A 15,973-nucleotide genomic window follows, 5' to 3' on the forward strand; every position below is an offset into this window, starting at 1 on the left:
AACTACATGGATTTAAGAACTGAATCGCCATTCTGGTTAATGCGAAGTGGTATTGTTCGTTCATACCCTTCAATTAAACAATCTTATTCTACTGATGTGGCTATTATGGGCGGAGGTATCACAGGTGCTCTGATAGCCTACCATTTAACAGAAGCCGGTATCCCGGCCATCGTATTAGACAAGCGAAAAATTGGTATGGGAAGTACCTGCGCCAGTACCTCACTGCTGCAATATGAAATTGATACGCCCTTAGGTGAACTTACAAAATATGTAGGGTCAAAAAACGCAAATCAGAGTTACCTGATGTGTGTGGAAGCTATTCAGCAAATTCATAAGATTGTTAAGTCTCTAAAAAAAGATGTCGGGTTTTCGTTGAAGAAAAGCTTTTATTATGCTTCCACCAAAAAAGATGTGAAAGAAATAAAAACCGAATATCAACTCAGGAAAAACATCGGCATTGAACTTGAATTGCTGTCTGAGGAAGATATTAAGGGTTTGTTCCCATTTTCTGCACCTGCAGCGTTACTTTCAGAAACAGGCGCACAAGTTGATGCCTATTCTTTTACCCATGAACTATTGAACCATGCGATGGACAATGGTTTATGTGTTTTTGACAAAACAGAAGTAGTGAAGATTAATCAGCATAAATCGGGGGTAGAGCTTCATACGAATTTTGGCGACACTGTAAAGGCAAAAAAACTGATTATTGCCTGTGGATACGAATCTCAGGAATATCTTTCTCAAAAAGTTGTGGATTTTAATTCTTCTTTTGCTATTGTCAGTGAACCTCTTGAAACTAAAAATTTGTGGTATCAGAATTGCCTGATCTGGGAAACTGCCCGACCGTATTTATACATAAGGACTACTGACGATAACCGTATACTAATCGGCGGCAAAGACGAACCATTCTACAATCCCGATAAAAGAGATAAACTTACCGGGAAAAAGGCATTGCAACTGGAAAAAGCCTTTGAAAAGAAATTCCCTGATTTAGATTTCAGAACTGATTTCAGATGGGCAGGTACTTTTGCTGAAACCAAAGACGGATTACCTTATATTGGTAAAGTAGACGAACATCCCGATACTTATTTTGCCTTGGGGTTTGGTGGTAATGGAATTGTTTTCAGTCAGATTGCGGCCGAAATTATCAGAGATGCTCTGGTCGGGAAAAAAAATGCTGGTGAGGCTATTTTCAGGTTTGACAGGTAAAAACAGGTATAGTTTTTTAGGGGATATGAATAAACTTGATGGCTATGAAACAACATGAAAAAGAAATCAATCAGGCGGTCTCGAAAGAGAAGAATATGAAAGATAAGCCTGTATTTGAAAGACCTTACGACAGAAAACCTCAAAAGCTATTGAATAAAGTAGCCATAATTACAGGTGGCGATAGCGGAATAGGGAGGGCCATATGTATTGCATTTGCCAGGGAAGGAGCCAATGTAGCCATTGTTTACAGGAAACATACCGAAGATGCAGAAGAGACCAAAAAACTGGTTGAGGAGAAGGGAACCAAGGCTCTATTGATTGAATCAGACGTCAGCAAAGAAACCAATTGCACTGATATAGTAGAAAAGGTGTTGAAGGAGTGGGGGAAGATAGATATTCTGGTAAATAATGCGGGAGTACAGTTTCCACAGGAGGAGGTGGAGGACATAAGCTCAGAACAAATGAAACAAACATTTGAGATTAATATCTTCTCAAATTTTTATCTGGTGAAGGCAGCATTGCCTCATCTGAAAAAAGGCAGTTCAATTATTAATACAGCCTCGGTAGTTGCTTACAGAGGAAATCCTTTACTTTTGGATTATTCGTCCTCTAAAGGGGCTATAGTGGCCTTTACAAGAACTTTATCGGGCATGTTGGCTGAAAAGCATATCAGAGTAAATGCAGTTGCACCCGGGCCAATCTGGACACCTTTGATTGTCTCCACTTTCTCAAAAGAGCATCAACGGAAGTTTGGAAAAAAAACACCCATGAAAAGACCCGGCCAGCCTGCTGAAGTAGCTCCTGCTTATGTTTTTCTGGCTTCAGAAGATGCCAGCTATATCAGCGGTCAGGTGATACATATTAATGGCGGCGAGCCTGTAAATGGATAATTGATAGGCTTATCATAGAAAAACGCCTTATGAACCAATCATAAGGCGTTTTTCTATGTCTGAGCTTAAACAATATTATTCCAAGGCTGCTTCTTCGTTAATGTGGGTTTCGGCCAGTTCGGTTAATTGATGGTCTGCCTCACCTTCTTCATCTAAAGTGGTTTGCAGTATCTCTGCTACCTCAAAATGACCCAGAATACGGGCAATATTACGCAGTGTGCCATAAGAGGCTATTTCGTAATGCTCAACCTTTTGCGCTGCCATAATCAGACCGCAATCTCTCACAAAACTTCGGGTATCTGTGGAGCGGACAATTTCGTCGCCTTCCTGCAATAGCCCTTCCATAGCAGGACACTCCTTTGATTGAATTTTTTCGCCGATTATCTCAAAAACACGCTCAAGACGGTTTACATGTTTTTCGGTTTCAATCAGGTGTTTATCAAAAGCCATTTTGAGGGCTTCTGACGTTGCTGCCTTCGACATTTTCGGTAATGCTTTCACTAAATGGTTTTCGGCCCAGTAAAGGTCTTTCAAGCCATCTGTAAAAAGTGTTTTTAGTTTTTCACCATCATGTTCTGAAAATTTCGAACTCAGATTCTGATTAGGATTTTTCATGATTCCCTGAATTTTAATTGATAAAAAATAAGAGAAGTACTTGCGACTTTGATAAAATGATAAAAAATCTGTTCCATTAAAATAGTCAGATTCTTAAACTTTAAAATGCGGTAAAAATGCTCCTCAAAACATTCAATATTTTAGTTTTCAGAGGTAAGGAATCCTCATTTTTTTTAATGAAAAAGTGTCTATTGAAATGGTTTTTTCGGGCTTACAATATAAATTTGAAATAATTGATAGGAATATTTTATAAGTATTTGATTATAAGTTATTTATGAGATATTTTTTTTAGGTACAAACGAATTTTTTTTGAATATTTTTCGTTATAAAATAGGGGTGTTTTCTATCAAAAAAATATTCCTGTTTCCCAAACCTTTTACATACTTAAATCAAGCTGTCAATAATGGAAAATATTGAAAGAAATTCAGTCATTAAAAATTACCAGTCAGGAAAATTAACTATGATGGATGCGTCGTCCATCCCTGCGCAAGTATTCTTTAACCATTTCGAAGCCGTTTATCGTAATATTGATAAAGGCAACCAAATGAATAACCTGTCCTCATTGCCTTTTTGGAAGAAATTCAAGCCTTTTATGAACGATAACAGGGTAAATTATATAAAGGCCATGCTACTGAATGCCTGGAATACAGAGTTTTCGTTAAGAAATGTTGCAAAATCACCGGATACCCAGTTTGTCAATCATTCTCTGCACTGGACATTCCCACAGGCTTATTTCAGTATATTTTACTCGACAAGGGCACTTATGGGTACTCAGGGCGTTTATACCTCTGATGAAAGCGTTTTATCTGAACGCATGGCTAAATGGGTTGAAAGAGGGTTTTATCCGTCTTCTTTAGGCTATTATAGTTCGGGTAATTACAATGATTTCAAAATTCATCGCTTGCCTGAGTCAGAAGTTCAGCCAAGTGTGGATTATCTGAAGGGCGAAGAAGATGTGGTATCTCATGTAGCACAATTTTTAAAAACCACCCGAACTCTCAAAGCCAGAAAATTAAGAGAGGTAATACAGAGTAATGAAGATACAGCCCTGAAAAATAAAAAAACAGGCGACCCGATTCTCAAATTTTCAAAACAGGATTGGGAGAAAATTACCTCACAGCTGCCTATAACTACTGTTTTTGATTTATTAGGCCGTTTGAAGTATTCGGAAAGCAACCGGGAGATTGAACGTTACCTGAATGCTAATATTGCTTTTGATGCCTTTCACGAATCGCTGATAGGAATAGTTTATTACATTAATCTGGTACATGAAATGTATCTCGTAAAAGCACTGGGTATAGAGGCTTATCAGGCTTTATTAAACGAGTTGCCTGCTTATCTGAGAAATGGATTTGCCAGCGAAAGATTTACCCAGATTATCAAGCCTCAGATGCTGACCAAAACATATCAAACGAAAAAATATCTGGCCGCTTAGTTCATATTTTCAGGAACTTGGGCATAAAAAGAGGAGGCACTTTTGATGTCTCCTTTTCTTTTGGATTTTGTAGCTGAAAAAGCAGCATAAATTGTCAAAGGTATTTTTCAATGACTGGCCGTCCGCACTTTAGTCTAAAAACTAAAGTTGTGTGAATTCATGGAGGGGGTTATACGCTCTATGAGTAAATACCTCTGTTAAAAAGTTAAAGTGTGTGAATTTAAGTAACTATTATTCTTAATTGTGTGTAATGATTGGTTTGGCCTAAAAAACTTAAAAGTGTGTAAATCTATACAAGTGAATATCGTTGCGTGTATTAAACTTCTTCGGATTCAGTCTGTTCTGTTATGTTAAAGTGTGTGTGAACCTAATAGCTAATTAAACCTTTTGTGTGAATTTTTACTATTCGTTTAAAGTCGTGTACATTTAATTTTATTAGTTGTGCGAATTTGAGTAACTATCATAACCCGGTCTGAACCGGAATTATAAATGTTTTTAGTTGTGTGTATTTGAGTTGCGCTCTTTTTTACTTTATCAGTAAAATATTTTTATTGGCTGAAATCTATCTGGTTGGGTTTAAAACAAGGGGTATATTAAAGTACTATACCCCTGTTTGACTTTCACAACCACTATAGAATCCACGATTAATATCTTATTTTGTCCAACTTTTTACTTTATCTTTTCCCTCTTCCCATTTCTCACTTGCTTTATCTTTTAGTTCTTCAGCTTTATCCTTTGTTTTTTCCCAGGCGTCCGAGGCATCTTCTTTGGTTTCTTCCCATTTATCGTTAGCCTTATCTTTTAAATCTTCGGCTTTATCTTTGGTTTTTTCCCAGGCGTCTGAGGCATTTTCTTTGGTTTCTTCCCATTTGTCGTTAGCCTTTTCTTTTAAGTCTTCGGCTTTAACCTTGGCTTCACCATACTTGTTTTCTGCTTTATCCTGTAAGGATTCTTTTTTTGATTTTGCTTCATCAAGCAGTTCTTCTCTTTCTGTTTTCATGTTTTGTTGTGTGTTTTAATTGAGTTGTGTGATGTGTTATTCGGCTTTTAAAGTATCGCCCTTTACCACTGCTGTAGAGTCTTCAGGACTTACAACACCGAAGCGGCCGCCTTCATTTGGACCACCTACTGTAATAAATCCTCCGACATACGCAATGATTGAAAAAACGATTCCTAATCCAAAGAGCCACAATAACATTTTCTTAAAATTAAGATTCTTTTCCTCTTTCACCTGTTCCTCTTCGTTGTGGTCAAGGTGATCGACTTTTTCTGATTTTTTCATGGTTGTAGATTTAATGTCAATACAGACAAAAAAAATGTACCTTAGCCAATAATTCAGAATTGTGGTGTGATTTCCCCAATTTGTGGATTGAAACGAGGAATTTACGCAACTAATGGGTTGACGTATAGTAGAAGTTAAAAGATGATGACATTTATTGCCTGAAACAGAAAATAACTGAAACGGATTATCGTTCTGATACTTGATGAGAAAGATACTTGCTATATTTTTTTTGCTCTTCATCATGCAGAGTTGCTACATCTACCGACCTTGCCCCATCAAGTCTTGTAAAGTCTGGATGGAACACAGGCATGGAGAGAAAACCTTCTCCCCCAAAAAAATATGGAAGACAAGGGTTCACTTTGTTGGTGAAAAACTGATTACAGATAGTAACAAGAGAAAAATCAGAAAACAAAGACGTGAGATTGAAAATAACTAAACTCTGAAACGCAATCAGAAATCAAGGTGGCAATTAATCCACTCGCCATCAAATCTTGTCGGAAAGTTTTTACGATAAAAATTTATGGCGGGTTCGTTCCAGTCTAATACCTGCCACATCATGCCCGTACACTCGGTTTTTTTTGCTTCTTCTATGGTCTTATCAAACAATAGTTTGCCCAATCCATTGCCACGCATCGCTTCAGTTACTACTATATCTTCCAGATATAATCTTTTACCTTTCCAGGTAGAGTAGCGGTAATAATAGATTGAAATACCCTGAATTACACCATCTACTTCTGCCACAAAGCAGCCGAAGATTTTGTTTTTGCCAAAGCCATCTTTCAGCATCATATCCACTGTATTGGTTACCTGCTCGGGGGCTTTTTCATAAACAGCTAATTCATAGACTAAATTAAAAACCTGTGTAACATCTTCTTTTTTTATTTTTCTGATTCTGATTTTCATAATTGGGGTAGGTTTTACAGATTTATTTTTTCTGTTTGCAAATTGTTTATTTTCTGCCTGTTTGGGTTATTCAGTAACATAATTTTCCCATTTTGTCAGCACACTTTTAAAATCATCGGGCAGTTCTGTATCAAACTGAAGCCATTGTTTGGTGCGTGGATGCACAAATCCCAGGGTCTTGGCATGAAGCGCCTGACGAGGCATTAATTCAAAACAGTTTTCAACAAATTGCCTGTATTTATTAAACAATTGCCCCCTGAGAATTTTATCTCCGCCATACTCTGCATCATTAAACAAAGGATGCCCCAGATGCTTCATGTGTATTCTTATCTGATGGGTTCGTCCGGTTTCTAAATTGCATTGGACGAGTGAAACATAGCGCAAATCTTTCAGAATTTTATAGTGGGTAATTGCCTCTTTACCTTGTGAACCGTCCGGAAATACATCGGATACTTTTCTATTTTTAAGACTTCTACCAATAAAATTATGGATAGTACCGGTTTCTTCTTTTGGTACCCCCCATACAAGGGCGAAGTAAGTTCGTTCAATAGAATGTTCAAAAAACTGATTGGCCAGAAATGTCATGGCATAGTCATTCTTGGCAACCACCAATAAGCCGGAAGTATCTTTGTCGATTCTATGAACCAAACCCGGACGAATTTCTCCGTTGCGATGGGTGGGTAGGTTTTGAAGATAGTAAATCAGGCCATTGACCAAGGTGCCTGTCCAGTTGCCAAAAGCCGGATGTACTACCATTCCGGCAGGTTTGTTGATGATGAGAATATCTTCGTCTTCAAAAACGATATTAAGCGGAATGTTTTCAGGAATAAGCTCTGTATTTCTGGGTGGCTTAGGTAAAGAATAGGTGATAACATCAAAGGGCTTTACCTTATAGCTTGCTTTGGCTGTCTGGCCATTTACTTTAATGGTTTCTGCCTCAATAGCATTCTGAATGCGATTGCGGGAAATGTTTTTAGAAAAATGAGGTAGATATTTGTCAAGCCGCATCAGTGCCTGTCCTTTATCAACCACAACTCTCTGGTGTTCGTAGAGTTCGTCTTCCTCGTCGTTATCAATATTTTCTTGTGTTTCAGACATTCTGCTTAATTTTGGTGCAAATCTTAGAATTTACATTTTACCTCAAATATGGTTGAAACTCAGTTTCAATGTGCAAAGATATGCTTGATTTTGAAAAAATACTAAATCTACCCTCACCATTAGAACCTCTCTCTGACCCAATGTATGTAGAAAAATCACTGAAAGTCTTTGTAAAAAGAGATGATTTGATACATCCACAGATTTCAGGGAATAAATGGCGAAAACTCAAGTTTAACCTGATTGAAGCAGAAAAACAGGGCTATCATAAACTCATAACTTTTGGTGGTGCACATTCTAATCATTTGTATGCGGTAGCAGCCATAGGCAGGTATTTTGGATTTGAAACAACCGGAATTATCAGAGGTGATGAATTAAACTCCTATTCAAGTATTACTTTACAATATGCGCATGAATGTGGCATGCAATTGCAATTTGTTTCGAGACAAGCCTATAAAGATAAAAACCAACTTTTGGGAATTTATCGGAAAGATGACCAGTATGTATTACCCGAAGGTGGAACCAATACATTATCGTTAGCAGGAGTAGGAGAGATGGTGCAAGAAATAAGGCAACAATTGGGATATGACCCTGATTATATCATTTGTCCTGTTGGCACAGGGGGAACTATTGCAGGAATTTTGTCGGCTGTATCAGCCAAAACAACTGTAGTAGGCGTTTGCGTATTAAAAAATGCTAATTATCTTGAAAATGAAATTACTACTCTGCTACAAAGCGGTGCGGATAATTATTCTGAAAATTATCGGATTTTCTGGGAGTTCCATCACAGAGGTTATGCAAAAAAAACGCCTCAATTAATGAGTTTTATTGAAGCGTTTAATGAGAAAAACGGATTTTCAGTTGAACCAGTTTATTCGGGGAAAATGTTTTATGCTTTTGATGAATTGGTAAAAAATGAAATAAGAGATAATAGTACAATAGTCTTGATTCACACAGGCGGTTTGCGATAAAAAAACTTGATTTCCTACAGGTCAATGACTAATGAAACTGTGGTTCCAGCCTCTGGTTTACTCTTAATTGCCAGCTCTCCACCAATTTTAGCGGCCCTTTTCTGCATATTTTTCAAACCATTTCTGGTAGATTCCTGCTGCATATCAAAGCCAATTCCATCATCAATAATATCAATTTTCAGGCGTTTTTGTTCTACACTTCCATTAATTTGTGCATGTTTGGCCTGACTATATTTAACCATATTATTGATAGCTTCTTTCAGAATAAGGTAAACGTCTCTGCGTTTACCCATATCAATTTTTAGATTTTCTGAGTTTGCCGGAAAATTGAATTTGAAAGCAATATCTTTAGATTCAAATAAGGGCACAGCATAAGTTTTTAGCCTCATTTCGAAATTATGAAAAGAATCATTTTCAGGGTTGATAGTCCAGATAATGTCATCCATTTTGTCAATTACTTCACGGGCATCATCGCTTACCCTACGCATAATTTCTGGCTTAAATTCATTTTTCTTTTGTTGAACGGCAACCATTTCAGATAAAATAGAAATACTACTGAGTGTACTACCTATTTCATCGTGTAAGTCAGCGGCAATTTTATTTCTCAGTAACTGGGTTTCTTCCAATCGTTTCCATCTGTTACGATTTACGAGAAAAACAATCAGAACGATTGCCAGTAATGCTACCAATATTCCACCAATCAAAAGCGCATTTCGCTGAAAATTGGCAATTTTAGTTTCTTCATCCAATAGTTTTATTTGTTGCTCTTTTTTCTCGGTTTCGTATCTGGTCAAAATTTCCTGTGTACGTTCGTCAGATTCTATTTTGTATGAGGAGTCTCTGGCAATATTGGCCTCGATCAGGTATTCATAAGCCTTATTGAAATTGTTGATTTTAGCGTAGAAATTTGAAATTGCCTCCGCAGCCTCATGCGTTTCTGCCCTATTTTCGGCCTCTTTGGTGAGGTCATATCCTTCTTTTAAATATTTCTCGGCTAATGAATAGTTTTTCTGATACAAATATAAATTGCCTAAAAGTACGCATCCATTAGCCAGCGCAGTTCTTGAATCAAGGCTCCGGCATAAAGTTTCGTTTTCTTTCAGGTATTTTTCAGCTTCCTTATACCTTTTAAAGTGTATTTCCATCCTTCCGAGGTTACTCAGCAAATCGGTTTTCAATAATAGATATTTTGCCTCTTCGGCATGTTTTAAACCAATTTTATAATGCCTGAGTGCCTCGTCCTGTTTCTGCAAATCATCATATAAATTCCCGATTTGGTTTTCATTAATTGCCATACCTTTTAAATCTCCTTTATCTGTATCTACCTTGAGTGCTCTTTGGTAATATTTCAAGGCTTCCATTGGTTTTTTATAAAATTTCAGAATCCCACCTACCAGGCTGTATGGTGAAGAGTCTAATTTTTTAAAATTTGCTTTTTCTTGCAACTCAATGGCTTTCATTGCATATTTCATGGCATTGTCACGGTCTCCCAAATCATCATAAGCTACCGCAATATTATTCAGGGCAGCCTCCTGCATACTTTTATTAAGTTTGTATTGCACTATTAAATCATAGCATTTTTTGAAGTTTTCAAGCATCTCTTTGGGTTCAGATTTCTGCTGGTTGATAATGGCTTTTAGTAGATAATGGTAGTAAATCCCCCGGCCATAATTAATTTTTTCTGAGAGGTTTTTTATGGCATTTGCCAGTGAATCTGCTTTTTTTAAGTCTGCTTTCTGATAAATCTGAATCAGGGCATAGGGGCGCATAGCCCATATATACAAGGTGTCTTTGGGTCGGGTTTTAAGAAAAGTAAGTAAAGAGTCTTCGGATTTGGGGACCTGTGTAAAGGCAAAAAAGGGTAGCAATAGTACGATAAGAAAAAAAAACATTTTTCTCATAAATAATAGTATTTTGGGATATCAAATTTAATAATTTTACAACGAACCTTTTTAAACAGATTCAAGATAAAGCAGTTTGTATATTAGACATATCAATTAATTGATTTTTAATTAAAATTCAAAAAAATGGAGATACAAGTTTTCAATGATTCAGAAGAACTGGCAAATCACACGGCAAAATTTATTATTAATTTAGTAAAAGATAAACCCACTGCTACGCTTATTCTTACCTCGGGCGATACTCCGGTAAAAACCTATCATAAAATAGTTGAATTAGCTGAACCCGAAGATTTTGCTCAGGTAACAGTAATTGGATTGGATGAATGGGTAGGAGTGCCTGCAACCAGCGAAGGCAGTTGCCGATATATTGTAGAAGAAAACTTATTGAAACCATTGGGAGTGAATCCTGCTCAATATACCTTTTTTGATTCGATGACGGAGGATTTACAGCAGGAATGTGAAAGGGTAGACCAATTGATTTTTGAGAAAGGTGGTGTTGATTTTATTGTGGTAGGTATTGGTCTGAACGGCCATATAGGGTTGAATGAACCCGGAACCAGCTTTGATTTATATAGCCATGTTTCTAAACTGGCAGAAATTACTATTAGTACAGGTCAGAAATATTTTAATGAAAATACCGAACTTACACAGGGCATCACCATTGGCTTAAAACACTTGTTAGAAGCGAAAACTGCGGTTATGATTGCCACAGGAGAGAAAAAGGCGGAGATATTAAGAGAAGTGGTTATTCAGGACCCTAATATTAATTTACCTGCTACGGTTTTCAAGAAACATATCAACGGCCATATCTGGATTGATAAAGCCGCAGCCTCATTGCTTCAATAAAGTAGTGGCATCTACTACTTCAAAATAGGGGTGGGTTTTCAGCATATCTCTTAAAACCTGTATATGCCCACCCCCTATAATTACCAATAATTTGCGGTCGAAAGGAGTTACCTTGAGAAGAATATTCTGCAATATTTTGGTGTTTCTGAAATACTCCTTGGCTGTAAACTCTGCCCCATAGCCATTAGTATTGGTATCCATCCAGCCCGTTATATTAAAATAGTGCAAAGTAGAAATGCTCTCTTCTGAGTTTAATTGAATCAGATGGTCTTTGATACTTAAATCTTTCCAGGTTTCATACCTTGCCAGATAATCTTTTAAAGCTTTATTGACACTTGGGTTTGCCTTGAAATAGTTATCGTAAGAAGGGCGTTTGCGTTCTAACTCATGCGAATAAAAACTCAACAAAGTATCTAATTTATTTTTGGCGAGTTTAAGCCCCGGCACCAATTCAGGCTGTACATAGTTTACACAGGTAACCCCAACCGGATGATTGAGTTTGTAAGCCAGTTTAATACCTAACTGGTAAATTTCATTGTATTCAATGTTACGCTCTTTAGGTCTCAGGTTGTTCTGGTAATTTTTATATACATTGTCCCAGAAAGGTTGAGTATCTGGTGTATTCTCTACAAATATTTTATCCGGCTTAAATTTGGCTAAGGCATCAACCACTTCTGAAATCTGCGCTTGTCGGTTGGCAGATAGTAAATCACTAAGTGAACCTTGCTTATAATCGGGCGTTTCCCCCATGTGAAAGACACCAAGAAAAGCAATTTGAATTTTTCCACTCTGGGCTAATAACTGAAATGGAAGGCTTAACAGGAAAGTAAATAGGGTAATTTTTTTCATGTATAGGGTTTTGCTGTAAACATAAGCAAAAAGACTGTCAAAATAGTAAGAAACTCAGGCTTTTCAGGGTTCAAAAATTACTCAATCACCATTTTTTTATAATAGACACGTAAGAACCAAAATTGTCTCTGATCAGGTCCCCGTGGTCAACGGCTATGCTTACATTCAAATGAGCTTTTAATCGGCTGAGAGGAATAGTTGTATTGACCCCATAGGAGATTTGTGTTACAGGTGAGATAGGTTTGCCGACCACATCATAAGAGCCAAAATTTTTGCTGAAAGATATCCGATTGGTAAAACTGACAGTACCAATCTGATTCATGGTAGCTAAATAAAAAGCCCATACACGGTTGTTATTGACAAAAATATAATTATTGTCCACCTGTTTTTCAGACCTTAAATTTTCTTCGGGGGTCAGAAATGGCGTGCCAATGGTATAGCGGTTGTACGACCATCCATCAAGGTATTGCTGATGGTTAAAAAGGAAGTTTTCTTCGTTAGGGTGCCTATCAGGCAAGCCTAAAAGTCTGCCAAAAGCTGAAACATAATGCCCCTGATTTTTGGTGTAAAGGTATTCGAAAACTACTTTTTTAAAGGCAGATTTATAAGGAGTGAGGCTGATGCCATACAGGCCATCATCTGTATTGGTAAGGCCAAAAAGCTGGCCATCATCAAAAACAAATTGTTTATATAAAAGCAATTTAGCCTTTTTAAGCGTTATCTCGGCACCTGCATCTAATGAACCTAAATGGTTACCAAAACGATTGCCTAATTCAAATTTGTTGTAGTCTTTATATTTGGGTATTGTTCCCCATACTTTTTTGAGTGGGAATACTACATTTCCATAAACAAACCAATCTTCCGGAAATTTTCCGTTATATAATCTGTCGTCTCCTTCAGGTAAGGTTACTTTAGGTGTGCCACCCCATTGTACATTGTGTACAATACCACCAAAGAGTTTTATTTGGGCAGTAGGTTTGCCGAGTCTGAAAAAAAGAGATTTCTGATGCAGGTAATATCCTTTTGCATAATTCTGTTCGCCAAACCACCCATGTGCATAAGTGCCCTTAAAACTTAGCCACTTGAAGAATAATTTAGTATAAATAGGAATACTCACCTGAAGTTTAGGCAGTGGAAGCGCATTGCCAGACCACGAGATAGAACCTGAACTGAGGGTAGTATCAACTAAACCAAATATTTCTCTCTTTCGACCTGCATAAATCTCAAAGGCTCCGACTTTAGCACAAATATAACCTTCGGGTATTATTAATTGTGGCTGACGACCTAATAGTGTAACTAATTCTGCACCATAATCGAGCCTGAAAAACTTATTGAGCGTATCTTTTTTGGTTCTTAAAATCTGCCGACAGAGAAAAGAGGGGAGTTCTTTGGGGATACTTCCATACTGGTTACTTGCTTGCCAGAAAGGCAATTTGTTTGTGAGTGAAAAATACCCTCCAACTTCAAATTCATAATTGAATTTGTTTTTTAGCTGTGTTTCCTGGGCAAAAACCGCAGGTAAGGCGAATAAGATGATTAAAGCAGTAATACTTTTCATTACAGCATATTTTTGGGCTACATCGTAATGATAAACAATAGACAAAAACAATGCCTAATTTGAAATCCATTGCATAATCAGCCCTGTTAAGTATCCGCAATAGGTACCAATAGCATTTCCTAAGATAGCCAGCAGTACACCGATTGGTGCCAGAGAGGGGTGAAAAGCAGCCGCAACTACTGAGGCAGAAGCGACACCGCCGACATTAGCCTGCGAACCCACAGCTGTAAAAAAGAAGGGAGCTCGTACCACTCTTGCTGCTATTAATGTAAAAATTGCGTGTGTCAGAATCCAGATTAATCCTACCACAAAAAGGGTGGGATTCTGAAAAGCGTCAAAAATATGTAACTGCATACCAATGGTTGCAATCAGAATATACAGAAACAAAGTGCCGAATTTGGTTGCACCAAACCTTTCTAAATTACGAGCTGTGGTGGTTGAAAGTATAAGCCCCGAAGAGGAGGCGATAGTTACAATCCAGAACGATTTTGATGCCAGACTATAGGCTTTTAGTACAGGGTAATTTTTTTCAATAAAAGGCGCAATCAAATCAGCAAGTAAATGTGAAACAGCCGTGATACCAAACCCTACAGCTAATAAAATTATCAACTCCTGAAAATCGGGATTTTTCTCTTTTTTACTGTTATGCTCAACCTTGATTCTGATTTCTTCAATTACTGATGAGTCGGCTTTCATTTTCTTATCAATCTGGTCAGCCTTTCCCACGAAGTACAATAATAAACCCAGCCACAATTCAGCAAATAATATATCTATGACACTTGTTTGCGCAAAAACGTTGGGAGAAGGCTGAAATATTTCTTTCAAAGCCAACTGGTTGGCATTTCCACCTGTCCAGCTTCCGGCAATGGTAGCCAACCCCCGCCATACTTCTTCGCCATTCCGGTTTAAAAAGCCCGGGTCGATGCTTTTACCAATCCATAAGGCTAACGGCCCACCAACCATTACCCCGACGGCTCCAATCAGAAATACAAAGAGGGCTTTACCGCCTAAACGCCTGATAGCCTGAAAATCGATTCCCAAGGTAAAGAATACAAGACAGGTAGGTAGCAGAAACCGGGAGGCTGTTTCATCTAATTGCGATTGGGTGGCCGATATAATATTGAAAGAACTTAACAGGCCGGGAATAAAAAAACACAAGAGAATCGGGGGAATGATTTTGTAAAACCCTTCAAAAGTTTTAAGTCTGGTTGAATAAAAAATAAGCGCCAAAGTACCAAGCAGAATGCCTAATACAATAGCATCGTTTGTAAATATAGGAGCGTTCGGGTTCATCAATAAGAGATTAGATTTGCTTTGTTGAATAAACAGATTTTTTATGGATTACGCAAATGTGAGAAGTATTAAAATACAGCGAAAAGCAGCAGAAAAAGGCCGAAATAGCCTTAAATAAAAAACACGCAATCCTCAATTCGGAACTGCGTGTCGCAATTACACTTCATCAACAAACTAAAAACCAAATAATGTTTTTGTTAAGCAAACATACTTAAAAAAAAGTATGAAAGAAATTTATTCATAAATCTTTCATACTTCACGCTGTAAGAGGGGGACTCGAACCGCCCACGGTGTAGTTAGCCACAGTACAAATTTTGGTGGTCAATCCCAGTCGACTAAAATTGTCCGGCTTTATGCTGCGTTTGTCCTATTATCACCACCCCCGAGACAGGAGGGCATGGCTGCCAATTTCATCACCTTACATTATCATTGTCAAGGCCGTTTCTCTCTCGCTTTGACATGACAAAGTTACAACATAAATCTATGTAATTGCAAATTTTTTATAAAATTTCTCAAAAATTTAAATGATTGCTAAAATTTAAATTAAAATATTGATAAATTCGCAAAAACTTATACTTTGAATGGACAAAAATTTAGAAATTGATAAAACAGATCTGAAGATTTTATCATTATTAATGCAAGATGCCAAGATGCCTTATACAGCCATAGGAGAAAAAATCTTCGTTTCAGGTGGAACTGTGCATGTAAGAATGGCAAAAATGGAACAGATGGGTATTGTAAAAGGTTCACAGCTGATTGTTGACCCGGTTCGATTAGGGTGGGACATCAGTGCATTTATCGGCATATACTTAGATAAAAGTTCTCTGTATGACGAGGTGGCAGACCAGTTGGAAATGATACCCGAAATAGTTAGTATTAACTACACTACCGGAATGTATAGTATTTTTGCCAAAATCGTGTGTAGAGATACACCCCATCTGCGTGAGGTACTTCATGATAAGGTGCAAAAAGTACAAGGGATTCAGCGAACTGAAACTTTTATTTCATTAGAAGAACGCACGGTGAGACCCATTCCGCTTTTGTAAATTATTCCGGAAACCCTTACAACCTTTTAGATAAAAGAATAGTCAAGTCTTAAAATACAGAGAGGTCTTTGCCAAATCAA

General features: G+C 37.4%; 15 protein-coding genes. 6 read left to right on the forward strand and 9 right to left on the reverse strand.

Annotation, left to right across the window (positions count from 1 at the left end; translation table 11 throughout):
* Nucleotides 1-6 precede the first annotated feature (6 nt).
* Together EWM59_RS08245 and EWM59_RS08250 are read left to right on the forward strand one after the other, a co-directional pair.
* On the forward strand, nucleotides 7-1,209 hold the full coding sequence (locus EWM59_RS08245; protein ID WP_130020482.1) for an NAD(P)/FAD-dependent oxidoreductase: 1,203 nt from the start codon (nucleotides 7-9) through the stop codon (nucleotides 1,207-1,209).
* A gap of 44 nt (nucleotides 1,210-1,253) precedes the next feature.
* Nucleotides 1,254-2,099, forward strand: coding sequence for an SDR family oxidoreductase (locus EWM59_RS08250; protein WP_229239314.1), 846 nt, complete (start codon nucleotides 1,254-1,256; stop codon nucleotides 2,097-2,099).
* Between the two features lie 75 nt (nucleotides 2,100-2,174).
* Here the strand turns inward: EWM59_RS08250 and EWM59_RS08255 are convergent, their stop codons facing one another.
* A complete protein-coding gene (locus EWM59_RS08255; protein ID WP_130020484.1) occupies nucleotides 2,175-2,714 on the reverse strand; it encodes a YciE/YciF ferroxidase family protein in 540 nt (179 codons plus the stop codon).
* A 403-nt stretch (nucleotides 2,715-3,117) separates the two neighbouring features.
* On the opposite strand from EWM59_RS08255, the gene EWM59_RS08260 reads away from it, so the two are divergent.
* Nucleotides 3,118-4,149 carry a hypothetical protein gene (locus EWM59_RS08260; protein WP_130020485.1) on the forward strand — a complete coding sequence of 344 codons (1,032 nt, stop codon included), beginning with the start codon at nucleotides 3,118-3,120 and terminating at the stop codon, nucleotides 4,147-4,149.
* Between the two features lie 652 nt (nucleotides 4,150-4,801).
* Here EWM59_RS08260 and EWM59_RS08265 read toward each other — a convergent pair.
* The 4 genes from EWM59_RS08265 to EWM59_RS08280 all read right to left on the reverse strand — a co-directional run bounded on the left by EWM59_RS08265 (nucleotide 4,802) and on the right by EWM59_RS08280 (nucleotide 7,432).
* Nucleotides 4,802-5,149 (reverse strand): YtxH domain-containing protein, encoded by a 348-nt coding sequence (locus tag EWM59_RS08265; RefSeq protein WP_130020486.1) that lies wholly within the window; start codon nucleotides 5,147-5,149, stop codon nucleotides 4,802-4,804.
* A 36-nt stretch (nucleotides 5,150-5,185) separates the two neighbouring features.
* A complete protein-coding gene (locus EWM59_RS08270; protein WP_130020487.1) occupies nucleotides 5,186-5,431 on the reverse strand; it encodes a hypothetical protein in 246 nt (81 codons plus the stop codon).
* Nucleotides 5,432-5,881: 450 nt separating this feature from the next.
* On the reverse strand, nucleotides 5,882-6,334 hold the full coding sequence (locus EWM59_RS08275; RefSeq protein WP_130020488.1) for a GNAT family N-acetyltransferase: 453 nt from the start codon (nucleotides 6,332-6,334) through the stop codon (nucleotides 5,882-5,884).
* Nucleotides 6,335-6,400: 66 nt separating this feature from the next.
* Nucleotides 6,401-7,432, reverse strand: a complete 1,032-nt coding sequence (locus EWM59_RS08280) for an RluA family pseudouridine synthase (RefSeq protein ID WP_130020489.1) — start codon at nucleotides 7,430-7,432, stop codon at nucleotides 6,401-6,403.
* An 80-nt stretch (nucleotides 7,433-7,512) separates the two neighbouring features.
* On the opposite strand from EWM59_RS08280, the gene EWM59_RS08285 reads away from it, so the two are divergent.
* Nucleotides 7,513-8,400 (forward strand): 1-aminocyclopropane-1-carboxylate deaminase/D-cysteine desulfhydrase, encoded by an 888-nt coding sequence (locus tag EWM59_RS08285; RefSeq protein ID WP_165372141.1) that lies wholly within the window; start codon nucleotides 7,513-7,515, stop codon nucleotides 8,398-8,400.
* Nucleotides 8,401-8,414: 14 nt separating this feature from the next.
* Here EWM59_RS08285 and EWM59_RS08290 read toward each other — a convergent pair whose 3' ends face one another.
* Complete coding sequence (locus EWM59_RS08290; RefSeq protein ID WP_130020491.1) at nucleotides 8,415-10,301, reverse strand: tetratricopeptide repeat-containing sensor histidine kinase; 1,887 nt, start codon at nucleotides 10,299-10,301, stop codon at nucleotides 8,415-8,417.
* Between the two features lie 126 nt (nucleotides 10,302-10,427).
* Here EWM59_RS08290 and EWM59_RS08295 point away from each other — a divergent pair, with 126 nt between their 5' ends.
* Nucleotides 10,428-11,147, forward strand: a complete 720-nt coding sequence (locus EWM59_RS08295; RefSeq protein WP_130020492.1) for a 6-phosphogluconolactonase — start codon at nucleotides 10,428-10,430, stop codon at nucleotides 11,145-11,147.
* On the opposite strand, the gene EWM59_RS08300 is transcribed toward EWM59_RS08295, so the two are convergent.
* From EWM59_RS08300 to EWM59_RS08310, 3 genes are all read right to left on the reverse strand, one after another.
* Nucleotides 11,133-11,996, reverse strand: a complete 864-nt coding sequence (locus EWM59_RS08300) for a DUF5694 domain-containing protein (RefSeq protein WP_130020493.1) — start codon at nucleotides 11,994-11,996, stop codon at nucleotides 11,133-11,135. The genes EWM59_RS08295 and EWM59_RS08300 overlap by 15 nt on opposite strands.
* 85 nt (nucleotides 11,997-12,081) lie before the next feature.
* Entirely contained in the window at nucleotides 12,082-13,554 is a 1,473-nt protein-coding gene (locus tag EWM59_RS08305) for a capsule assembly Wzi family protein (protein ID WP_130020494.1), read from the reverse strand.
* Between the two features lie 54 nt (nucleotides 13,555-13,608).
* Nucleotides 13,609-14,847: a DUF819 family protein gene (locus EWM59_RS08310; protein ID WP_130020495.1), complete on the reverse strand. Its 1,239-nt coding sequence runs from the start codon at nucleotides 14,845-14,847 to the stop codon at nucleotides 13,609-13,611.
* A gap of 581 nt (nucleotides 14,848-15,428) precedes the next feature.
* On the opposite strand from EWM59_RS08310, the gene EWM59_RS08315 reads away from it, so the two are divergent.
* Entirely contained in the window at nucleotides 15,429-15,893 is a 465-nt protein-coding gene (locus EWM59_RS08315) for an Lrp/AsnC ligand binding domain-containing protein (protein ID WP_130020496.1), read from the forward strand.
* Nucleotides 15,894-15,973 lie beyond the last annotated feature (80 nt).

The organism is Emticicia agri (assembly GCF_004168285.1).
In the GTDB taxonomy this organism is placed as follows: domain Bacteria; phylum Bacteroidota; class Bacteroidia; order Cytophagales; family Spirosomataceae; genus Emticicia; species Emticicia agri.